General features: G+C 48.5%; 15 protein-coding genes and 1 tRNA gene. 11 read left to right on the top strand and 5 right to left on the bottom strand.

The genetic code is table 11. The annotated features are described in order from the left end of the window. Positions 1-22: 22 nt before the first annotated feature. The 3 genes from F4X88_07255 to F4X88_07265 all read left to right on the top strand — a co-directional run bounded on the left by F4X88_07255 (position 23) and on the right by F4X88_07265 (position 3,338). Positions 23-1,807: a phospholipid carrier-dependent glycosyltransferase gene (locus tag F4X88_07255; GenBank protein ID MYA56074.1), complete on the top strand. Its 1,785-nt coding sequence runs from the start codon at positions 23-25 to the stop codon at positions 1,805-1,807. A gap of 336 nt (positions 1,808-2,143) precedes the next feature. Further along, complete coding sequence (locus F4X88_07260; protein ID MYA56075.1) at positions 2,144-3,094, top strand: hypothetical protein; 951 nt, start codon at positions 2,144-2,146, stop codon at positions 3,092-3,094. After that, positions 3,063-3,338, top strand: coding sequence for a hypothetical protein (locus F4X88_07265; GenBank protein ID MYA56076.1), 276 nt, complete (start codon positions 3,063-3,065; stop codon positions 3,336-3,338). Before F4X88_07260 ends, F4X88_07265 begins: the two co-directional genes overlap by 32 nt. Before the next feature lie 226 nt (positions 3,339-3,564). Here the strand turns inward: F4X88_07265 and F4X88_07270 are convergent, their stop codons facing one another. Continuing rightward, the gene (locus F4X88_07270; protein ID MYA56077.1) at positions 3,565-3,870 is read right to left on the bottom strand and encodes a hypothetical protein; all 306 of its coding nucleotides are present in this window, start codon (positions 3,868-3,870) and stop codon (positions 3,565-3,567) included. 43 nt (positions 3,871-3,913) lie between these two features. Here F4X88_07270 and F4X88_07275 point away from each other — a divergent pair, with 43 nt between their 5' ends. Next, positions 3,914-4,489 (top strand): sigma-70 family RNA polymerase sigma factor, encoded by a 576-nt coding sequence (locus F4X88_07275; protein MYA56078.1) that lies wholly within the window; start codon positions 3,914-3,916, stop codon positions 4,487-4,489. Positions 4,490-4,541: 52 nt separating this feature from the next. On the opposite strand, the gene hisC is transcribed toward F4X88_07275, so the two are convergent. The 4 genes from hisC to F4X88_07295 all read right to left on the bottom strand — a co-directional run bounded on the left by hisC (position 4,542) and on the right by F4X88_07295 (position 16,780). Further along, positions 4,542-5,663 carry a histidinol-phosphate transaminase gene (hisC, locus tag F4X88_07280; protein MYA56079.1) on the bottom strand — a complete coding sequence of 374 codons (1,122 nt, stop codon included), beginning with the start codon at positions 5,661-5,663 and terminating at the stop codon, positions 4,542-4,544. Positions 5,664-5,912: 249 nt separating this feature from the next. Further along, on the bottom strand, positions 5,913-7,022 hold the full coding sequence (locus F4X88_07285; protein ID MYA56080.1) for a hypothetical protein: 1,110 nt from the start codon (positions 7,020-7,022) through the stop codon (positions 5,913-5,915). A 151-nt stretch (positions 7,023-7,173) separates the two neighbouring features. Continuing rightward, positions 7,174-9,903 carry a glycoside hydrolase family 2 gene (locus F4X88_07290; GenBank protein ID MYA56081.1) on the bottom strand — a complete coding sequence of 910 codons (2,730 nt, stop codon included), beginning with the start codon at positions 9,901-9,903 and terminating at the stop codon, positions 7,174-7,176. Between the two features lie 97 nt (positions 9,904-10,000). After that, complete coding sequence (locus tag F4X88_07295; GenBank protein MYA56082.1) at positions 10,001-16,780, bottom strand: hypothetical protein; 6,780 nt, start codon at positions 16,778-16,780, stop codon at positions 10,001-10,003. Between the two features lie 258 nt (positions 16,781-17,038). On the opposite strand from F4X88_07295, the gene F4X88_07300 reads away from it, so the two are divergent. From F4X88_07300 to F4X88_07330, 7 genes are all read left to right on the top strand, one after another. Further along, positions 17,039-17,878, top strand: a complete 840-nt coding sequence (locus F4X88_07300; GenBank protein MYA56083.1) for a LamG domain-containing protein — start codon at positions 17,039-17,041, stop codon at positions 17,876-17,878. 15 nt (positions 17,879-17,893) lie between these two features. After that, entirely contained in the window at positions 17,894-18,931 is a 1,038-nt protein-coding gene (locus F4X88_07305) for a Gfo/Idh/MocA family oxidoreductase (protein ID MYA56084.1), read from the top strand. Positions 18,932-19,097: 166 nt separating this feature from the next. Continuing rightward, positions 19,098-19,757: a ribulose-phosphate 3-epimerase gene (gene rpe / locus F4X88_07310; GenBank protein ID MYA56085.1), complete on the top strand. Its 660-nt coding sequence runs from the start codon at positions 19,098-19,100 to the stop codon at positions 19,755-19,757. Next, entirely contained in the window at positions 19,754-20,818 is a 1,065-nt protein-coding gene (locus tag F4X88_07315; protein MYA56086.1) for a galactitol-1-phosphate 5-dehydrogenase, read from the top strand. The genes rpe and F4X88_07315 overlap by 4 nt, the downstream gene beginning before the upstream one ends. 148 nt (positions 20,819-20,966) lie before the next feature. After that, positions 20,967-22,028 carry an alcohol dehydrogenase catalytic domain-containing protein gene (locus F4X88_07320; protein ID MYA56087.1) on the top strand — a complete coding sequence of 354 codons (1,062 nt, stop codon included), beginning with the start codon at positions 20,967-20,969 and terminating at the stop codon, positions 22,026-22,028. Then, positions 22,028-22,543, top strand: a complete 516-nt coding sequence (locus tag F4X88_07325) for an adenine phosphoribosyltransferase (protein ID MYA56088.1) — start codon at positions 22,028-22,030, stop codon at positions 22,541-22,543. Before F4X88_07320 ends, F4X88_07325 begins: the two co-directional genes overlap by 1 nt. A gap of 11 nt (positions 22,544-22,554) precedes the next feature. Beyond that, a tRNA-Arg gene (locus F4X88_07330) sits at positions 22,555-22,627 on the top strand. The last annotated feature ends 267 nt before the right edge of the window (positions 22,628-22,894 follow it).

Genomic DNA, 22,894 nt, shown 5'->3' on the forward strand with positions numbered 1-22,894 from the left:
CAAAGTGAAGGAGGATTCATCAGTGCGAAAGTTCGTTATAATCAGTGTGTTCCTTTTATTCTTGGTTTTGCTGACGTTTTTACCGCGCCTGTCATCGCTTTCAGCACACTGGGCAAGCGATGAGTTTTTATGGATGGAACGCTCGCGCGAATTCTTATCCGCGATGAAAACTCAGCAGTTCAGAAAAACATACATCACGTATCATCCGGGTGTCACAACCTGCTGGTTGGGCAGTATGGCTATCTGGTACAGATCCCAGCGTGATGGCTTATCCGAAAGTTGGCTTAACCATAACCATAGCTTTCTGACCCCAGAGATACTGGCGAGTATCCGGTTTCCAGTAGGTGTCGTGACAGGTATTCTCATACTACTGGCAGGCATCCTCATATACCGTTTGTTTGGCAGAACCACAGCGTGTCTGGGCACGCTCTTTTTAGCCGTTGAGCCGTTTTTGCTTGCTGAAAGTCGACGGGCACACACAGACGCTTTAACGTCGTTGTTTCTGTTTTTAGCGTTGCTGTTGTGGCTCTGTTATCTGAAAAATGAAAGGTTCCGGCGGAGCGATCTCGTTCTCTCGGGGATCAGTTTCGGACTTGCCTGTCTTTCCAAAAGTGTTGCCTGCGCATTTCTGTTATTTCTCCCACTCCTCCTCGGATGGTACATCATATACCGTAATGTGCCCTGGGCGAAAATGGTTTGCAGTGCGCTATTGTGGATGATGTCCGCACTGATGACGGTGACGGTTGTCTGGCCCTATATGTGGACTACCACCTTCAAACTTTGGAATATACCGGTATTCCCGATCCTTTTCATCGGATGCGGTGCAAATTTAGTCTGGTGTAGTAGAAAACTTTCAAGCGATACAGATTCTATGTTAACTCGCGTTGAACTCTTGATTTTAGCCTATGGCCTCTTTATGACAGTCGGTGTCTTAGTATCCTCTATACCACATATTATGGATGCGATGCATTGGGCAGTCACTGAAGCGAATGCTGTTCCGACGTTGTTCTTAGGGGAAATCCGATACAACCCTGGAATTCTCTATTTTCCAGTGATGTGGTTGGTATGGAGCACCCCCTTAACATTCCCGTTAATCGGTTTTGCGATCTATCGCGTATGGCAACAGCGAAACAGTAGGCAACAAATGTTTTCTGTTGTGGTAGTCCTTGGACTCTTTGTGCTGTTTTACCTCGTCGGGCTTACTATCGCGTCGAAGAAGATATCTCGGTACATTGTAGTTTTTCTACCAGTTGTGAGTCTTTTGACTACGTTGGGGGCGATCGAAGCGGTAGCGTTGTTTAAGAAAAAACAGTGGAAACTGATCCTTATAGCTGCTCTCCTTATGCTACAAATCGCACCCATTTTGCGACTCCATCCATATTATCGTACGTATTATTACCCGCTTTTATCCGGGAAGTGGATCGCTATGAACACCAGTAGTATCACAGGTGCTGGTTTAAGTTTAGCTGCAGATTATCTAAACTCGCTTCCCAACGCATCTCAATTACGAGTAAGGTTGAGTCCGTTTTCTGGGGATATGGTTTCCTATCTCATCAAGGATACCTCACTGCAAGAATCTAACACCAACGCATCCAATACTTTTGATTATGAGGTGGAGTATTTATATGATAGGCAGATTCTCGGACCACCTGTAGATCCACCTCCAAAGAACGCCGACCAAGAGGATGAGTGGCAACCCACCGAAGAAGACGCTCGTGAACTTGAACATGTGGTGCGATTAAACGACATCGACTATGTTTGGATTTATCGCCTTTGCGCTAAGGAACACACTGACAATGCCCCTTAATTCCATTGTTATCACCTTTTACAATTTTTCGCAGAGAACGCCGAGGTGCGGCTTCAGAGGACCCGAAGATGAAAACTTTACGACTCGAAAGATTTGATGCCAATTCAGACAAGACCGAGGCGATAGGTTGTTTTGAAATCAACGACATCGAGATTGATGCTTTACGACTTGAGGCATTCCTCATGAAAGGGGTCGATGCTAACGCTGAGATGAGCGTGTTAGACATAGACAAAATCTCAGATTGGCTTGATAAGTCTGATGCTTCATTACTGATCATAGCATCCAGCAGCATGGCGACCTTTCTGCTTCGCAAGGAAAAACACGGATATAACAGTAATGATTTTTTTTCGTCAATCCCTAGGACCCCTCATTGCTGTTATACTCCTGTATTTTCTCATCAAGCCCTTCGTGCAGACACACACGCATCTAAAAGATGCCACCTTTCACCTACAGTACCACTGGCTGATCGCTTCATTTGGGATGTTGCTTGTTTACCGGAGTCTGTATATCTCGCCCTTTGCAAGACTCTTGAGTGGGATTACAGGCAAAACTGTCTCTTCTCGCGATGCCTTTACGTTGTTCCATCTCGCCAACATCACGCGCTACCTCCCCGGACGGATATGGGGGGTTGTGAGGCTCCTCTCGTTAAGTCATCGGTTCGGCTTGAGCAAGACCGCGGTAGGCAGCAGTTTGACCGGACACGTTGGTATTGAAACGGCACTCGGTGGGGTAATTGCGATGTCACTGCTGTTTTCAAAACAGATGCGGGACACCGTAACAGAAATCCTTGAAAAAGTGTCAGCACACACATTGCTGTTGACACTTGCAGTTATAGGCATGATGGCGGTTTTTGTCTTTTTGATACCCAAACTCACACATTACGCCGGAGCGTTTGTAAAAACACTCACACTGATACTGAAAAATGCGCTCCTGTGTGTGAGTGTTCTCGTCAACCACATCCTCTTATGGATGTGTCAAGGCATCGCCTTTTACCTATTCGTCCGAAGCTTCGCTCCTATGCCCTGGATAGATGCAGGTATTCTGACAGCTTGCTTTGCGTTTGCTTGGATTGCCGGGTTTTTGAGTTTTCTAACCCCCGGAGGTTTAGGGGTTCGAGAGGGGCTGCTGGGGTTGTTACTCGCGAACTATATGCCTACCTCACAGGCAACGTTGGTAGCACTGCTGTGTCGCCTCTGGATGCTGTCGGCAGAGATACTCTTGGCAGGCACGGCTTTTTTACTTCACAGGAGTTGTTATGAAAGAAAAACTGAAGTTGACAATCTCTGATCGACACCGAGTCAATACGGAAAACGTCCGCATCACAGGATACACGCCGGCGGGGGAAGAATACACCTTTCACGTACGCGGCGAGAACGCCTGGTGGTTTGAAAGCTTCCTCAAAGCAGGCACACAGATCACCCTCTGTCCCGTAGAAACCTACGAAATCTACACAGGCACACAGGAGGACCCGATTCGCATTCCACCCGAAAAGACCATCCACATCGAAAAGGAGAAAACTGGCAATGAATAAACCCAACAGACGAACCCTCCCACATCACACCGCGGACTGCACTTCTTTTTCATTGGGAAAACATCATGTCAAAAAACCATCGAAAACATTGGGTGACCATCGCCGTGTGTAGCGGTGTTATCTGTCTCTGCTTGATTTTGCTGACACTCCCGCAGACTCAACCGATAGCCACCTCCGAGTCGAAGAACACGGTCAACACACCGGGGCGGGAAACAGCATCTGCACCCTAAAAAAGGCAGAGGACGCGGATTCCAGTTTTCAAGACTCGGACTTCTACCGGACGCTTATAGACAACAACCTGTTCTGTCCGCTCGGTTGGACCTCCAAACGTCCCCGCGAACCTTATCGCTTGCTTGGCACGATCCTCCCCACGGATGGTAACACACCCAAACAGGCGATCCTCGAACGCACGGCTGCGAGAAGAACCTATACCGGCTCCCTCGGCGAGACACTCGACAAAGACACCATTGTAATAGACATCCAACCGAAACAAGTAACACTGGAGAAAGCAAGCGTGCGGCGAACTCTTCACCTCAATACCACATCCTTGCTGAAATGAAAGGAACCCCTAAACTTTGTTGACGCTGGACGAAAAACACCTCATCGAACGCACACAAGCCGGCGACCCTGAAGCGTTTACTCCCCTTGTTGGCAGGTATCAAGACCGCCTATATCATCACATCAACGGACGCGTTGTAGACTCTGAACTTGCCAAGGACTTGACACAAGAGACATGGCTTCGGGCATTTCGCGCTATCAGCAGTTTCCGAGGCGATGCCGCTTTCTATTCTTGGCTATATCGGATTGCTGAAAACGTCTGCACCGATCATTCCCGTAGACAAAAGGATGACACCGAACCGCTGCATCTCATTGACGAAAACCGCATTACCGAGACTGTCCTGTGTCCAAGTCGTGACGTTGAACGCGCAGAACTCCGAGAGCATCTTCAGACAGCCCTAACGGCACTCACCCCCATCTGCCGACGCGTCTTTCTGCTCTACTACCACCACGAACTGCCCATCAAAGCCATCGCCGCAGAAATCGGACGTTCCGAAGGCACTATCAAGAGCCATCTCCGCAATGCCCGCCTGCAGCTCCAAGAGTTCCTCACGCTCTACCTGAGAAATCAACATGTGCCTTGGCTTGCATGAGTGTCTGAGTTTTACATGTTTCAGGGATATTCGATTTTTGGTGGGTGTTTGATTATTGTGAGCCGACAATTTCTAATGCTTCCAAAAGGACGGATGTCTGTGACGGTTTACCGACGCTGATCCGGACATGGTCTCGTAAGCGGGGGGTGTTGAAATATCGGATAAGGATGCCCCGTTCAGCCAACGCCGCTTTCAATCCCGCCGCATCTCTTCCCACAACCCTTGACAGGATGAAATTCGCCTCACTCGGATAAGGTTCCAAGAAATCAAAATTTCGCAATGCGGCATAGAGACGTTCACGCTCCTCTACGATTTTCCTAATATTTTCCTGGAGTTGACGGACATCTGACAATGAAGCCATTGCCGCGGCTGACCCTGCGACGTTTACATTGTAGGGCTGCTTGATTTTTAACAGGTGTGAAATTATCCAGTCGGGAAAAACACCGTAGCCTACCCGTAACCCTGCAAGTCCTGCCCACTTACTGAACGTCCGAAGCACAATCAAGTTTTCATGTTCCAAAACCCAGTCTGCACGACTGCCTCCAGCGAATTCAATATAGGCTTCATCTAATACAACAATGAGTGGCAACTGAAGAAGTCTCTGAAGACAAGCATCCCTCAGAACACTGCCGTCAGGATTGTTTGGGCTGGTGATAAAGAGGATTTTGATGTTGCTGTAGGGGCTGGGTAACCCAGCCCCTACGATCTTAACAACTTCTTCGGTGTCTAAGGAAAAGTCTGCTTTTCGTTCAACATCAATAATTTTGCCCCCGTTGAGTTCCGTGTCGAAACGATACATTCCAAACGTTGGCGGACAGTTGATGACCGCGTCTCCAGGGGTGACGAAGAGTCGAACAATAAGATCAATCAGTTCATCTGCACCCTGTCCGGCGATGATATGCGTTGCATCAATACCTGTGTACTCGCTCAGGGCTTGACGGAGGGCAGTACTGTCCGGGTCTGGATAGATGTGATAGTCCTTTTCATCGGCAAGGGCGCGATAAACGGAAGGAGAGGGACCATAGGGGTTCTCGTTCGCATCAAGTTTTATGATATCTTCAGCGGGGATACCAAGGCGTTTACTCAGCACATCGAAAGGAACTATCGGCGTATAGGGTGCCATATCCGCGATGTTTGGACGGATAAGGTTTTTGTACAATGTTTCAGTTGACATTTTTTGTATCTGTCGGCAGTCAACCGTCAGTAGAAAGTTTGCAAGTTCCTAAAGTTTGCAAGTTAGGATAAACTTTACAACTTCTCAACTTTAGCACACTTTACAACTTCTTCAGGACTTACGCAAAATCCGTAAATTTCGTATATTTGGACGCATTCGGGGCGGTTAGGAAACCGCCCCTACCGGGGGAGTGCGTAAGTCCTATTCTTAAAACTAATGGCTGACTGCCGATGGTTTCCGATGGCTATTCTATTGACTCGGGGTGGGTGAAGTTCGTACCTCAACTGCTTTCGGTGTCAACGCACCGATAGGTGCTTCGCCTTTTAGGACCCGCACAAAATCGTCCACAGTCATGTCCGCCACGCGTAAATTGGAGTCTATTGTTCTCCCTGCGATATGCGGTGTGTGAACAACGTTGTCCCGATTGCGTAGTTCATCGTCAATGGGAACCGGTTCGATATCGTAAACGTCGAAGGCACCCGCGAGTTCGTCTTTCACGATGCGTTCTCGTAATGCGTCCATATCAACAGCAAAGGCGCGTGTAATCACGACAACCAAACTCCCTTTGCGTAAGTGATAGATGCGTTCTCGATTCAACAGATGTTTGGCTGAAGGTGTTGGTGGAACCGCCACGAAAACGATATCCGAACTGTCAGCGAGTGTGTCCATATCGGCGCGTTGCACGTTCCATTCTTGGAGAAGTTCGTCCGGTACATAAGGATCGAAGCCCATCACCGTCGCGCCGAAGACGCTGCACCATTTTGCGATCTTTCCGCCAATTTGCCCGAGTCCGATAACACCTATCCGTTTCGTTCCGAGATCACCGTTGACGAAATCGGGGTCGTCACAGAACTGATGTGCGGCAGGGAGTTTATCCAGGGGTGCACCGCTTTCACGTGCGTTTAGCGAACCCCACATCGGGTTTTCCCAATCCCACAGTTTTTCGCCCTGTGCCATCCGCAGGTGCCATTGTGCTGTCCGACGCAGTGAAGACAATGCCAGACCGAAAGCGCATTCTGCTACAGATTGCGACCACGCCCGTGTCGATTCAATCACAGGGATACCCCGTGCTTGAAGTGCCTGATACGGGATACCGTGTCCAGAATTGTCGGTCATCGCTCCGAACACCTTCAGGTTCGGGGCTGCCGCGATACAGGCTTCAGTCAGGTTTCCGCCGAAGTGAGATAGTCCGATGGTTTCGCTTAAGTCGATCTGTTCGTGAATAGGGTCTCGGTTGTCTGTGTTCAGGACGAGTGTTACACCTAATTCTTCTAAGCGACTCACCATCTGTTCGTGTACGTAGGGCCAAGAAATTTCTAAATTGGGGTGACGTGTGAATACAAACTCAGGACTTGCCATCTTTTTAACTATTCCTCCTGGGCGATGCCTCCGTTGTCGGCATCGATCTAAAATTGGTAAAAAACCTGCTTTAGGTTATAAATGTTTTTTTAGGATTGGAACACTACATTCTCACTATAAAACGTCAGACGCAGCATCTCAGATTTAATCATTAACAACGTAGAGAAAAATGGGGTCCAGTCGGGTATCTACCCATACGTGCACCGTAGAGTGCAAACCCTCCTTTCGCCGCAGCATCTGCTTTCACTTCATATCGGACTGTTAATGTGTCTGCCTTGTTCTCAAAAACAATAGACGGGTCTACCTTAACCCGATAAAGGTAGCCATAGATGCCGGGTTGCCCGTGGATGTAAGAAAGCACACCGCGCGCATCCGCCGGACAGTCGGGTATGTGGATCGTCTCGATTTCAACACCGTTGACAGAGATCGTCACATCGGATGGGTGTTTTTCAGGTTCCGTTTGACGTGCACCACCGTTTGAGCTGGATGCTTCAAAGATCAATTCCATCTCTGCGGAATTTGCTGGATCGATCCCTTCTATCAACGAAATCTCATATTCGACGTAACCACTTCCCGCTGCGGAAAACAATTGTGCTTCACTTATGGGTTCATCCCAGGATGATTTGGACGCGCTTCCAGGGTCGTGGTTGATACTAATCTGGGAATCTTTTGATTCAACTGTTGGGTTTACTTCGGGGATACAATCCCCTCCCACATGCTCAAAGTTGATGAAATTACGGGCGACAACGGAACCTGTGCCATCTGTTACCCAGACGTGGAGTGTACCGACTGCGGGGTGAACATCAGGCATGGTAAGTTCAAGCTGATGCACATTTTGCACTTGGTACTGCGGGAATGGAACATCAACGCTTCCTGAAACGGAGCCTCGTGTGATGTTTCCCGTTGCTGACATCGTATCCAATTGCCAGTGGAGTGTTGTATCTGTGATGGTTTTGTGTGAGAAATGGCTCGCATAGATGTCAGCCTTCACTTTCTCACCCGTTGTAACTGTTGTCCCAGGCGGATAATCAATACCGATAAAATCTAAGGTGTTAATATCGAGATAATCGTATCCGAAAGCCTTGATTGAGCGGTCGTATTTCATGAAACCGTTGTGTTCCCACTCGATGTCCTGCAACTCGGTATAGACGTACCCGCAGATTTTCGGATGGAGGCGGAGTTCGTTGGTAAGGTATTTGAAACACCAGGAGACATCCTTATCCCCGGCACCTGCTGAGATGCCACCATATTCGCTGTTAATCAACGGAGCATCCTTCTGGACATTACCACCGACGTAATTGAATGCTGAACCTGGGTATGTTTCTTCCACGACGTTCGCGATGTGTTCTTTCGCGCGGTCATAATCGTTGATGTAGAAGTGCCATGAGTTGATATCTGTTTCTACATGGTCGTATAAACAGGGCGAGTTGTCCTCAATGAGGCGGGTGGTGTCGAGAGATTTAGCGAGGTGGTACATCTCACGTACCCATTCTTGCCGTTCGTGCATCTCTTTATACTCCCTGCTACCGAGTCCCCAAGTTTCGTTGAAATTGCACCATGAGATGATTGAAGGATGATTGTAGTCACGTGCAATGTTTCCATGAAGTGTTTCCACAAATCGTGCTTTTGCTTTCTCCGTATAGTCGCCAAAATTCGGGATGTCACACATAAAGAGCAATCCCAACTTGTCAGCCCAATAGTAAAGGCGCGGCTCATCTACCTTGATGTGAAGTCGGAGGAAGTTGAATCCGAATTCTTTCGCGCGTTCAATATCCCTACGGATCGCTTCATCTGTCAGGAACGTATACACGCCTTCCGGGTTAAACGACTGATTGAGCGCACCCAGCAGGTAGATAGGGCGGTTGTTGAGGTAGATATACTGATAATCCCCACCCGGGGCTTTCGCGATGGAAACCTTCCGCATTCCGAAGTAGGTGTAAATCCTATCAATTTTTAGATTAGGGTCCTCCAGCAATTCAAGGGTCACATGATAGAGATGTGGCGTATCCACATCCCACAAGCGGAGTTGTTCAGGAGGGATCGTAACGGTCCAGTGTGTATCGCTACCAGAAACTTCAACTGTTCCATTCTGTCCGTCGCAACGCCAATGTAAGTTGAGTTCTGGGTCTAAGTTTCCATCTACCTTAACGGCAAACGTGGCGGAAGCGTTGTCAATATTGGGTGTTATGTGGCACTCCGCGATGTATGTTTCGTTTCTGGGTTCTAAGTAGACAGACTGCCAGATACCGCTGGTGCGTTCATACCAACCTATCTGCTTACCCGCGAGTTGCTCGCCGTGGTCCTGCGCGTCGTAAGCCCGAACGACAATAAGAGTGGGTTCCCCTGGTGTGAGTGCGTCTGTAATATCAAATTCAAACGGCAGGTACCCGTTTTCATGCTTACCAATGATTTTACCGTTCACCCAGACACTCGTTTCCCAATCGACGGCACCGAACTTCAAAATAACGCGTCTGTCCCCCCAATTCTCGGGGATAGAGACCATTTTGCGATACCAACCGATTGTATGTCTCGGTTGTTCCCGATAATTTCCCCCACGTTCTAAACCGCCACAGGTGACTTCTTCAGGTGTGATATAGGCGTTTTTGCTCAAATAGGTTGTGTTATCTGCTTGTTCTTCGTCGCCCCATGCCGCAAGGCTTTCCCAAGGATAGGGAACCTGTATTTGCAATGTCCATACGGAATCAGTAGTTGGAGATCTCAGACCAAACCATTGATCTTGTTCACCGATATCGTCAGGGTCAAAAGCGAATTCCCATGGACCATTCAGACAGATCCAGTCGATGCCTTCTGATGTTCCGCGTTGAAAATCTGGACGCGGGTACTCTGGGCGAGGTATATCTGTATTGTGGTTTCCGCTCATGTTTTTCCTTTTTTTTAGAGTTTTCAGTTATTATGCCATAAAATGCTTTTCTTTCCAATTTTTTTCTCATCATTTCCTTGTAATCTTTGGATTTTGTTTATTGGATTTCGCCGCGGACGGTGAGTGCAGTGGCGATGGAGAGGAAATCTCTGCCTTCTTCAACCCTATCATGGTTGTAACTCAAGCCGAGATGAAAATTCGCTGTGATATGCGTGCTAATTTTGTAACCCACGCGCAAGGTAGTTTCATATCTTTCTGAACGCTCTTCAAGGTTCGCGCCGTACTGTTCTCTGCGGATAGCCCAGGAAAGGGTATTGGTTAAATCGAGATCGTGCTTCAGAGGGATTCTACCGAAAAACGGTATCCGTATGCCATTTTCTGTCCGGTATTTGTATTCAATACTCACGTTTGGCGTAACGATGAGCGCGTTGCTTCTAATACCGCTTCGTAGTTGGTCTCGAATCGTAGTCCGGACACCCAACGCTGTCCGAGTCTCTTTGCCCCATGTTTGCATCCAACTCAATGAAGGCGTATGTGCTTTGCTGTCGCCGAGTATAGTATCCAGGGTCCCATTATTTCGCGTTGTATAACTGTAGCGGAGTTGAAAACTGGAGGTCTCTCGCGCTTTCAATTTTACGTCGGCTTCATAAGCGTTGGTGTTCTGTATGTAGGTTGTCCCTGAACTTTTTCGGAAACTGTCGGAAGTGCTGACGTTCGTTCCGAAGGATGCCCAATTCCACGGGTCTACCGAACTCCGTACTGTGTAACGATTGCTGCGCCGGGAGTTTGTCCGTTCCTTTGCATCGTCCGCGAGCGAATAGATTTCTAACATTGATAAGCCAGATGCAAGTTGCCGATACGATTCAGTAGCGGTGAAGTTTGCGTTGGTGTTAACAGTGAAACTTTTCAGAATGCGATGCAGGATACCGTCTTTGACCTCTGACACTGTTCCCGCTTGTGTTCCACTATCTCTGGTTTTCGCGCCTACAGATGACAATTCGCTTTTATCGCGTTCGATCCAATCTCCTCGGTTCTCTTCTAACTCTTGGATTTGTGTTTCGTCAATACCATTTTCCCTTAATTGTGTACTGGGGTCATCGGTCATAGGAGTGGGCGCGGGAGCGGTTTCCAACCCCGAATCCGTTGGAAGCGTAGAAGATTTTTGATTGGAAGGTTGGGAGGTTGGAAGGTTGGGTACCCCGTCCTTCCCTTCTTCCTTTCTGCCATCCCCTTCGTTGAGGAACCATCCAAACCATTTTTGAACGCGGAGATTCACGCCGAAACTGACGTTTCCATTGAGTGAAGCGTTTTTCTGTTCACGGAACCAGTTTTCACGAAAACTCATACGGCTCGTTACGGTGGGGCGCATGCCGATCAGATCCCGATTTAAGCGTGGGGTCAGCGACAATCGGTGTTCGCGCTCAGCGATTGACCATTTAACGTCTTCGATGGGTGTCTCTTCTTCGGATTCGGCAGTTGTAGGAGAGGTTTCCAACCCCAAATTCGTTATATTGCCAGCAAGTGAAGTGCTGGCGTTTGAATCTTCCCGTCTTTCAAGCGTTCGACGGACATCGTAACTCGGGTTCAGACTGAAGATACTCGTTGGATTAATATTAAATGTTATGGTGCCGCTATCTGTTTTTTCATCTCGATTTCTACCGTAGCCGTAACTATAGTAGGATGTTGAGGTCGAAGCTGTCTCCGTTGCGGTTTCGGGTTTTGCGAGTATGTCTTCGTGCCGATACTGAGCGTTGACCCCGAGTTTTGAACCGAGTTCATACCGGAAGCTACCCGTATAAAGATGGCTAATTTGTGTACCTTGACGTTCGTTCCAAAAGTCTTGGTAGTTGTAAGCAAAACCGAGATTCGGATACGGGTTTTGAATGAACTGCACAGAAATATCTCGGGTGCGAATTTCACTTTTCCCGCTCTGAAAGCTGCTGTAACTACCGCGCTGGCTCTCGGTTTCCGTGTCTTGCTGTCGGATCCCGTATCGTATCGGCAGCCATGGAAATAGCGTGACGTCTGCATCGATATTAAAATCGTTATTTGTCGTGCTATATCCGCGTGAGGAGAGTCGTTGTCTACCGACTTCACCCGCGCCGCTTTCAAAATCTTTGTCTTGGCTTGCGTAGCCGCCGCGTAATTTAACAATTCTACCGAGGGCCACCGACATATTGCCGCGACGCGCCCATCCGGCACGCACGAGTGGATCGCCGAGGTGAATCTCATTTACCCAGATTTCTCCACTGATTTCACCGCCAGTGTCGTTCCGTATACCCAAGAGGATACCGCCGATGTTTTTGATGGAGAGCCGCATGCTATTCTTCCCTCGAATCGTGAAACCATCGGGCTGTCCATCCGGTTCTTCAATTGTTCCTTGCGGGTCGGTCAGGTCGGTTTCATGAATAATGTTTGTTTGCGTAGCGTCGCCCTCGATTTCATTACGGGCTTGTGGCTCTGGATTTTGCGTTTCGGCTACATCTGGATAGTCGTTTCTGCGGAGGTCCCGCAAATCAATTTCGATTAACTTCCACCCCTCAAAGTCAATCGGGACTGTATATTCATAGTAGTCTGTTAGATTCTCGAAAACGTTAATATCATCTTCCTGTTCTGTCTGATTGACAAACGGATCTGAACTATAGAAGGAGCTGCGATAGCCGGTTCGGACGGTAGGTGCGAGTTGTAAAACGAAGGTTGTATCGCTTTTGTCCCCATAGAGCCAAAAGCGAAGTGTATCGTGTTTGCTGAAATCTTGCCCTTCACTTTGTGTTAAGCCTTTCAATTGTTTTGAGGTGACACCGTAGGAGCCGGGAAAGAGGTAATATTCAAGGCTCAGTGTCTGTTCACGTTGCTGTTGTGTTTGAAAGCCGAGTGAAGTGGCTGTGAATGGATGTAATTTTTTGAAGAGCTCGTTATCTTCGATATCCAGATACGCACTTTGATACGCATCGTAACTGAAGTTATCCCTCGTGCCAACAATGAATTTTTCCAATGTGTCTTCCACAACTGTACTCGTTGATAAGGTGTTTCCAGTCGAGGCGAGTGCTGGGTTGTTCGTTATGGAGTCCAAGGAATCGGGGTTAGAAACCCCTCCTACAGAACGTGACCGGGTGATGATTCCCTGCTTCCATTTATTGCCAACAATTTCAATATCCGCCCATTGCAATAAACCTTCTACGTTACCGGGTGCGTTTTTGCTCAACCAGAATCGGAAGTGTTGCACGAAAACGAGACTCGGCAGTCGGGACCCCTCTGGCTTAAATTTAGAGAGTGGAATACTGAGGAACATCCAACCGTTTGCATTTTTGCTTTTAACCCATTCTTTCGGAATCTCATTGAGGGGTATCGCTACCTCAAAATATGCATCTATACTGTCAAGGACACCATCACCGTTGAGATCTTCGCTGTCCAGAATCTGGTTGCCTACACCGATAGATGTTCTCTCAAGCGGACCGTTATGTCCCCATCCGATGTCTTCACCGGTATCGAGGGCACCGTTCCCACGATAGCGATCGATCTCTGAGAGATTCTCCAGGTCTAAATCCAAGGCATCAATACTTCCGTCTCCATTCGTATCCGTTAGGGTTTCTGGAAGATCTTCGCTATCCAGTCGTTGATCGGCATCTGTATCTTCGTTCACTACCCCGAGATTCAAGTGGAGTGTCACATTGTCGTCGCCTTGGACGCGCATCCAAATTTCAACGAAGCTACGTTCCGAATAGTCTACCCCGGATGCCGAGAGACCGTTTGAAAAACCGCCCCACTCGGCGATCACATCTGTGAAATTGTAGCCGAGTTCCATAATGAGGCGTTCTTCAGTCGAGAGAGAGAGCGGTTGAATTGATGAGGCTGGCACATCGCGGTTCCGCATATAGTTGCCTATTGCTTCCGTTTCGTTTTTGTCTTTTAGCACAACGTTAAAGATCACTCTATTCTCGTCGGTCGGTATAACGTAGTAAGCGGAATCTCTGGGCGGTGTTGGCGCATTTTCCGATACGTATGGGACACTGCTGGGTTTCCAATTGTATTTTAATGTCGGCACGGTCGTTGAGTCCTTTGCTCCTTCCATGCTATCAATAAGCGCGACGCCAATACTGTTTGGGTTGTTGTGTGAATAAGCCGCTTCTCCACTGAAGTCAACTGAGAGTGGCAGGTTTCTCATGTTAATAAAGGGCAACAGGTTTAAAATACCAGCAGCGTTAAACTCCCGTCCAAAACTCGTATTCACATTGAACGCTTGTAAGCGGTTTGGCACGCTATTCACATCTGGTATTTCCGCTGGTTTTTGTCCGGTGTTCAGAATATAACCCGTTGAGAGCGAAAATCCCTTTTGAAAAACGGGGTTGAAATAGTTCATCGCACCGCCATAACTACCGTAGTAGCTTCGCGAGCGACCTCCTAAACTACTGTAGCCGCCATAACCCCCGCCATAACCTCCGCCGAGTCCACCCCCGAAACTGCTCCTACCGAAGCCAGAACTGCTCCCGAAACCTCCGAAACCGCCGCTCCTCCGTTGAAGCCCACCTGACCCGCCTCTACCGAAGGCATCCGTTCCTTCACCAAGCATATCTGCGTCCATTGTTTGAAGTCCCCCTAACCGATTGAATCTGTCTTCAAGGCTCTGTTCTCTATCGGATTTGGGTTCCTGTTTGCGTGTGTACTCTAACCAGACACCGGCTACAGCTTGTTGTGATGAACCACCAAAGGGTGTCTTTTCAAATTCCACGACGATTTCATCGAACTCATCGAGTTGTCTGAAAAATCGGAGAGTCCCGACCTCATAAAGCATCATATAGTCGGTATCGCGCGTCAAAAGCTGCCCGTTCAATCGGACTGTCTCGCTGTTTGGAATCACAAACAAACCTACATTGTAAGTTTCTGATTGGTACGCGTAGTCGGCTATAATCGTGTAGACTTGGGCATCTGTTCGGACACCTTCGAGATAGATGGCAGTGTTGTTGAGTGAATCGCGATAATCGTAATATGGATGGGCTGGGTCTACAATTTGAAACGGATCTGTCGTGGGGAAACGGAGTAAGCCTCTGTCATAGTCTATAAACTGGGCATCTACAATACCATCACTATTCTGATCCAACCCAAAAATTTCGAGATATGGAACAGAGCGAGTATTCGTCTGGAAGGTTTCGCTTTGTCCTTGTCGGAGGAGTGTGAGTGTGAAATCACGTGGATTAATGTTGCGGTTGCCAAGGCTATAAACGTGCGTTGCCTCTGTCCCACGAAATCCCTTCTCTTTTAGCACGACGTAGCCGATTTCCTCACCCTCTTCGTCAAGCGTTCCGTCTCCGTTTTCATCAACAAAGACTTCAGATTTACCGACGATGCCGCCGTCTCCGCCTAAATATTCATACGAGACGACGATAGTGTAATTGGCAGAAATCGGAGATAGGAATTCTATTTCACCGGTTTCGTAGTCAATATTGTAATCCTGACCGGAGAATTGGGGATTGAAGTAGCCGCGACTCGTTCTTTGACCGCCCTGGTTGTTTCCGACGACGCCGTCGTCAATGAAAATTTGCTCGCTCCCTGATTTGATGGGGAGATATGCGTCGTGTAGTTCGCTGTCTTCACCTTTTTGGATGTGATAGAACCGATTTTTTACGTAGTTGGTATCCGGTATCTGGATCCCGCGGGGTCCATAACCATATCCGCCACCCGCGCGCCGCGACTGCCCCCGGAACGTACGCACCTCACGTATTCCCTTACTCCGAGAACCGAACGCCGTCAGACGTGTGTTTTTCCACTCAAAGACGCCTTCAAGTCCAAACAGATTCCGGTTGATATTCAGAAAACGGGTATTCGGTAAACTGAGTGTGATGTCGCCAAAGGAGATGGTTTTTATAATACTCTCTGGTGTCCCTTCGTACCAGATTTTAATCTTCTGTTCCTTGGTGCCGCCGATGCCATAGCCCCCGCCGTACCCGCCGCCGTATCCACCATATCCGCCGCCATAGCTACCGCTACCGAAGCCGCTGCCGCCAGCACTATAGTCTACAGCGATATGCGTCCGTTGTCCCACGCGACCGTGTAGCCCAAATTGCTGTATTTGACGTAGGTTAAACCCACTTGCGCGTGGAACACCGCCACTGCCGTATCCACCCCCAAACCCGCCGTAGCTTGAACCGTAGCTGGAACCATAACTACCGTAACTACTTCCATATCCCGAGCCGTATCCGCCACCAAACCCGCTGCTGCTGTAACCGAAGTCTTCGTAACCGTAAGACGAGGTGAGCCCCAAGTCAAGCCCTGATGAGTAGCCTCCATATCCGCCACCATAGCCATAACCCCCGTATCGGTTCAGATCGCCTTCACCGAAATAGTGGGTCCTGTTTGCCTCTACGGTTACAGATTGTAAGCCTGTTATCCTGAGATTGGAATCCATCGGGAGAGCGATGCCTTTTTCATCACGCTTCGGTTTTGGTTTCCAGTCATAGAGTTTATTGAGATCGGTGAGATGGGGAGGATACCGCCAGTGCCGGAGACTGTCGAGGTAGGGTTGGATGAGAAGGTCTTCTTCCTCTATCTGTTCAGGAACCTCGACTTGCTCCTTTTCCTCTTGCCAGATGAAGTGTTTAGCGTCGCTATCGGGGTCGAAGACGTCGCGGGTAAATAATCCGAATCCAGTATAGTGTTGATTTTCTGATGGTGTTTCGGACGTGTCGGAATCCAGAGTGGTAGGGCGAGTGTCAGATGTTGCAAGGTCTGTTTGCGTTTGCTTCTTGGGTTCAGGCTCTTCTTCGGCAATACGACTGACGACGACTTCAGACGTTGAACAGAGGATGATAATAAGGAGAATCCCAGTTTTTAACAGCAGACTTTGCGTTTTTGAGGTTAACAGGTTTACAAATTTCGACAATTTTTTAACTTTCCTTGCGGTTAAACATCATGCACTTGGACTTTAACGTACCTTTCAGAGAATCCGTCTACAATGTTGTTGTAGACTCAGCGATTTGGTCAATGATTTAACGATAAATTGCGTCTTCCTGTTTACATCGGTTTTAATAGTTGTCAGTCGTCAGTTCAGATATTTTAACAAATTCAGTGCAAAGCTGCACATCTTTTTTCTATTGACAGCTTTGACACCCTTAAGGTAAGATAATGGATATTTCAAACGATGGAGGCAATTACCGTGCGAAAACTATTTATTCTCGGGATGGTTTGTTTAGTGGCGATTCCAATGATATTTGCATCTATCAGCGATGCAGCAATTGATACGAAAAGTATCGTTGGCGTATGGCTCTTTGATGAGGTTGATAACAAAGACATGTCTCCCGATTCTACGGGGAACGGCAACGACGCTGAATTGTTGAAAGGTGCCGAATTAGTGGATGATGGGAAATTCGAGAAGGCGTTGAGTCTCTCCGGTGACGACGATTTCCAAGTTGCGACGGTCGAAACTTCAAAGAGTTTGGACAGTTGTGCTGAGACATATACCACGACGACATGGGTGAAACTCAAGAAAAAGGAGAAAGTCGTCCTCGGGGGTTGCTGTAATGACGACCACGCCATCATTAATTTCATGTATACCTGCTTGTTGAACATCTTCGGACCCGGAAGAGGCGGTGGGCACGGTAAGGTTGAAATCGGTAGTGGGCAGCTCGCACCGGCATGGGTTGCGGGTCCAACGCTCGTCAATGACGATAAATGGCATCACATCGCCTTCACTTATGATGGTAAGAAAATGATCGCCTATGTAGATGGCAAAGTGGATGCACAAGCCAATACGGGTGGTGTTTTTGGATTGACAGGACAAGCTCTCAATATTGGCGGTATGCCGGATCAGCGACCGGCGTGGGGACTCATGGACGATGTCGCTATTTTCAATACCGCGTTAAGTGAAGCCGATGTCAATGACATCATGAATGAGGGACTTGGTAAACTCTTTGGGTTTACGCCTGTATCACCAGAAGGGCGTTTGACAACGGTCTGGGCACGCGTCAAGTTGGAGCATTAAACATTGTGAGGAAAAATGTCAAAATATCGGAGTGTGATCATTGGCTGCGGTGGCAGGGCTTATGGTCATGCGAACGCCTATCAACACGTTTCGAGTGGCGAGTTGGTCGCGTGTGCCAACCGTTCGGATGTCGCCCGACGTGAAAAATTCGCCGAGACTTTCGGTATCACCGGCTATGCAGATGCTGAACAGATGCTCCGCGTAGAGCAACCTGATTTAGTTCATCTCGTCGCAATGCCTGACCAGTGGCGTGAGTTGATACCGATGGTATCGGAATTGGGGGTTCCGGCGTGCATCGTTGAGAAACCGATTGCTTGTGGTGTTGAAGATTGGCGTTTTTTATCTGAGTTGGAGGCGCGGACCGCTACAAAATTCGGGATCGGCAAACAGTACCGGTGGCATCCCGACTTCACCCATTGCCGGAAGGCAGTCGAGAGCGGTGAATTGGGAGAGATTCGCTTTTTAGATTTTTCGTGTGGGATGAACCTCACCGCTCAAGGCACACATATCATTGATTGGGCGATGTCCCTGAACAACGATTCACCTATTGTCAGGGTCTTCGGCACTGCGAGCGGGGCTGAGTCGCTTGATAGTGACTATCCTGCTCCCGATACATCGTCGTGTCAGGTCTTATTTGAAAACGGTGTCTATGGAGTGTGGAACACCGGCTCTACCTCTCCACGCGTCATAGACGACGATACGATCTACAAGCATTGTCGCGTCGCCGCATACTGCGAGAAGGGGCATGTCCTCTTTGAGGAATTCAACAGGTGGGAAATCGTCACGCCTCGGTTAACCGAGAACGGTGTGCAGACCCCCGATACTTGGCGCGCAAAAAACGACCTTGCCCAAGCCAACTTGACGCAGGCGATGTTCGACTGGATTGAAGACGATACCCGTCCCGTCGAAACGAATCTAAAACTTGCATTGCACCAGTTCAATGCGATTTTGGGCATATATGCGAGTGCTATTTCTCACCAACCGATTAACATCCCTTTTGACCCGTCCTCAGATTTGGATTCACAGTTTCGCGAGGTTTTAGAATATTCCTGACCTTACACGCCGTGCCGAAATTTGACAAATTCTGCATTTTATGCTATACTATTAATTGGCTTTGTTATTAGAATAAGCACGGGAATTTTGACGCTATAGGAGTGCCAATTTGTCTACGCCAAATACGGTTTCTTCAGAACCGTCCATCCGCATCGCGCCATCTGTGATGTGTGCGGATTTATGCAACTTGGAAACGGATATTCGGGAATTAGAAGCCGCTGGTATTGATATGCTCCATTTTGATTTAATGGACGCGCATTTTGTCCCGAATATGCCGATTGGACTTGCACTTATTCAACAATTACGTGCGAAGACAGACAGTACTTTTGACATTCACCTCATGGTAGAGAACAACGATTTCTTTGTTGATGCGGTCGCTGAGATTGGTGTTCAGCAGATAGCCGTTCACGTTGAGTCAGCAACGCATCTTGATAGAACGTTGTCTCTGATTCAAGCACACGGAATCAAGGCAGGTGCTGCGCTCAACCCAGCAACGCCGTTTTCTGCATTGGCTTATGTTCTGGAACGGCTCGATTTTGTGCTGATTATGACGGTGAATCCGGGGTTCGCAGGACAGAAGTTAGTCCCGGCGACCCTCCGAAAGATCGCGGAATGTCGTGCTTTTTTGGAAGAACGCGGTGTAGATTTACCCATTGAAGTTGATGGCAACGTAAGTTTTGAGAATATCCCGAAAATGGTATCTGCGGGTGCAGATATCTTGGTCGGCGGAACCAGTAGCGTTTTTCAAAAGTCGGGTTCACGGCATGAGAACATTCAGCAGGCACAGAAAGCGATTGCCATTGGGCTTGCGGAAAGAGGGATATGATGCAGGCACTCGTCCTTCATGGAGTTGGAGATTTACGATTAGAACAAATTCCAGTGCCGCAACTTTCTGGAGGCGAAGTGCGCGTCCGAATCGGGTTCTGTGGGGTCTGTGGTTCCGATATTCCGAGAATCTTTGTCAAAGGCACCTATAGTTTTCCAACCGTCTGTGGGCACGAATTCGCAGGTATTGTGGAGACGTGTGGTTCTGGCGTTGAAGACTTCTCGCCGGGAGATCCTGTTGTCGTCTTTCCATTGCTCTGGTGTGGCAGGTGTCCAGCGTGTGAACAGGGGAAATATGTCCAATGCCATGATTACGACTATCTCGGTTCACGGAGCGATGGTGCCTTCGCTGAATGTGTCGTCGCGCCGAAGGCGAACTTGATACCTGTGCCGCACGGAGTGACGCTGGAAGAGGCATCAATGACAGAGCCTGCCGCAGTCGCACTGCACGCCCTCCGTCGTGTTGGAACCTCGCTTGCGGGAAAGGTGGTCGCTATCTTCGGTGCCGGACCGATCGGGTTAATGGTCGCACAATGGGCGAGAATCATGGGCGCGGCAGCAGTATTGCTTTTTGATATTATTCCGGAGAAACTGGAACTGGCGCAGCAACTCGGTTTCGACAAGGTTTTCAATAGCACGACTGACGAACCAATTGAGATTGTGAATGCACACACTGATGAAAAAGGGGCGCATGTTTGTATTGAGGCGGCGGGGGTTCCCGCTACCTATCGGAGTGCCTTAGGGAGTGTAGGACGCGAAGGGAGTGTCGTTTTACTCGGCAATCCCGCTGCAGACGTGACGCTACCGGCATCTCTTATCTCGCAATTGATGCGGCGTGAGGTGTCTATTTTCGGGACTTGGAATTCCGATTACAGTGCAGCAGGCAACGACGATGACTGGCGTAGTGTGCTCCAAGCGATTGCTTCTGGTATGCTAACGCTCACGCCTCTAATAACGCACAAAGTTCCGCTGGTTGAGAGTACTGACATGTTGCATAGGATGCGAGATAAAAGTGAGTTTTACGCAAAAGTTTTGATTCATCCGTCTGGTGAGTATTTTTAAAAATTGTATCTGAACTGTGCTCCATTATATTACGCACGGGTTTTCCGTTAAGTTGAGAACCTGTTGTAGGTGTGGAAAGGGTCCTAACTTTACCAGAGACCATCGTGGAACGCAGTAGAACGATGCCCAGGAGCAAATGATTAAAAAAATGAAAGCGGCTATACTTGAAAGTCTTGATAATTTGAGTGTGCAAGAGGTCCCTGAACCCGAAATTGACGATGATGCCGCTTTGATGCGTGTTGAAGCTGTCAGTATATGTGGCTCCGATGTTCGTATTCTCCATCACGGGAACCCAAGAGTCAAACCCCCTACCATCATTGGGCATGAAAATTCCGGTGTCATCGTTAAAACAGGCAAAAATGTGACGCGCGTCAAAGAAGGCGATCGCGTTTCAATCGGTGCGGATGTCCCCTGTGGGCAATGTCGTTGGTGCCGAGATGGGCTCGGAAACAACTGTGCCATCAACTACGCCATCGGTTACCAGATTCCCGGTGCTTTCGCACAATATATGAAACTGCCCCGTCTCGTTTTGGACGAAGGACCGGTTACACCGTTCGATACGACGCTCAGTTTTGATGAAGCTGCACTGGCTGAACCGCTCGCGTGTGCTATCAACGGGCTGGAACTCGTTAACATGTCTCTGGGGAAGACCGTCGTTATCATCGGTCTTGGACCGATCGGATGTATGATGATCGACCTCGCTCGGGTGATGGGGGCGACGAAGGTGATTGGTATCCAACGCAGCAAACTCCGAATGGAAATCGCAAAGTTCTATGAAGCAGATGCTTATATCGCCTCCGAAGAGGAAGACGTGATTGAGAGATGCAAGGCGGAAACGGAAGGGGAGGGACCTGATATCGTCGTTACGACGTGTGCTTCTGTTGAGGCACACGAACAAGCGGTTGAAATGGTAGCGCACCGGGGATATGTCAATCTGTTTGGTGGGTTGCCGAAGACCATGCGTCCGATGAGCGTCCTCTCCAATGTTATTCACTATAAAGAATGTTTTGTGACAGGTTCACACGGTTGTGTGCCACGACACCATGAGTTGGCGGTCCGGCTCCTTGAAAAGGGGTTGGTGCGTGTGAAACCCCTCATCACACACCATTTTCCGCTTATTGAGATTGACAAAGCGTTTGAGGCAATGGAATCCCGGCAGGGGATGAAGATTATGATACACCCGCATCAGGAGGAGGGAAGAAAGACGTAATGCACGATTTTTCGCGATTTATTCGAGACATACCCGATTTTCCGAGAGCAGGTATTATATTTAAAGACATTACCCCACTTTTAGGAAATCCAACTGCTTTTCATAGGGCAATTGACGAATTCGCACTCCGCTATAAATTGGAGGCGGTTGATGTTGTTGCCGGAACTGAGGCGCGCGGTTTCATTTTCGGTGCTGCGCTCGCGTATCGATTGGGTGCTGCTTTTGTTCCTATCCGAAAGCAAAGTAAGTTGCCTTATCATACGTATGAAGCGATATACGATCTTGAATACGGTAGTGATATAATGACAATTCACCAAGATGCGTTCTCCAAAGACAGTAGAGTGCTAATATGCGACGATCTCTTAGCAACGGGTGGGACACTTACCGCCTCTGTCGAACTCATCGAAAAATTGGAGGGACATATTGTTGGTATTGCTATTTTAATTGAGTTGACTGAACTCAACGGGAGAGATCAGATTCCGGATTACGATATTTTTTCGCTCATTAAATATTAGGATGAACGCGTGCGCCTGTAGCTCAGGGGATAGAGCAGGGGCTTCCTAAGCCTCGTGTCGGGGGTTCGATTCCTCCCAGGCGCGTTTTTAACGTTTGTGTCGTCAAAATCTGACCGTGATAACTGTGATGAAAGTGGGTTTTGATAGCACGCATCGGTAGCCTGCAACAATACGCAGAAATACGCAGAAACGCCCAAGCAAAAACCCCCGATGAATGCCACACGCGCAAATGTAATACAAGGAACGGATTTCGTCTATTCCCAGACGAAATCCAGCGTTGATTCGCAAAAACACGCAGGCGGATATACGGATAGAAACGTTACTCAACCAATCCACCTGACCGAACCGCAA

It is taken from the genome of Candidatus Poribacteria bacterium, assembly GCA_009839745.1.
GTDB lineage: Bacteria > Poribacteria > WGA-4E > WGA-4E > WGA-3G > WGA-3G.

What these genes read in the sequence shown, in the direction of transcription:
- F4X88_07260 (MYA56075.1), top strand. Translation starts at nt 2,144, where the DNA reads ATGATTTTTTTTCGTCAATCCCTAGGACCCCTCATTGCTGTTATACTC.
- F4X88_07265 (MYA56076.1), top strand. Translation starts at nt 3,063, where the DNA reads ATGAAAGAAAAACTGAAGTTGACAATCTCTGATCGACACCGAGTCAAT.
- hisC (MYA56079.1), bottom strand. Translation starts at nt 5,663, where the DNA reads ATGTCAACTGAAACATTGTACAAAAACCTTATCCGTCCAAACATCGCG.
- F4X88_07285 (MYA56080.1), bottom strand. Translation starts at nt 7,022, where the DNA reads ATGGCAAGTCCTGAGTTTGTATTCACACGTCACCCCAATTTAGAAATT.
- F4X88_07290 (MYA56081.1), bottom strand. Translation starts at nt 9,903, where the DNA reads ATGAGCGGAAACCACAATACAGATATACCTCGCCCAGAGTACCCGCGT.
- F4X88_07300 (MYA56083.1), top strand. Translation starts at nt 17,039, where the DNA reads ATGGAGGCAATTACCGTGCGAAAACTATTTATTCTCGGGATGGTTTGT.
- F4X88_07305 (MYA56084.1), top strand. Translation starts at nt 17,894, where the DNA reads ATGTCAAAATATCGGAGTGTGATCATTGGCTGCGGTGGCAGGGCTTAT.
- rpe (MYA56085.1), top strand. Translation starts at nt 19,098, where the DNA reads ATGTGTGCGGATTTATGCAACTTGGAAACGGATATTCGGGAATTAGAA.
- F4X88_07315 (MYA56086.1), top strand. Translation starts at nt 19,754, where the DNA reads ATGATGCAGGCACTCGTCCTTCATGGAGTTGGAGATTTACGATTAGAA.
- F4X88_07320 (MYA56087.1), top strand. Translation starts at nt 20,967, where the DNA reads ATGAAAGCGGCTATACTTGAAAGTCTTGATAATTTGAGTGTGCAAGAG.
- F4X88_07325 (MYA56088.1), top strand. Translation starts at nt 22,028, where the DNA reads ATGCACGATTTTTCGCGATTTATTCGAGACATACCCGATTTTCCGAGA.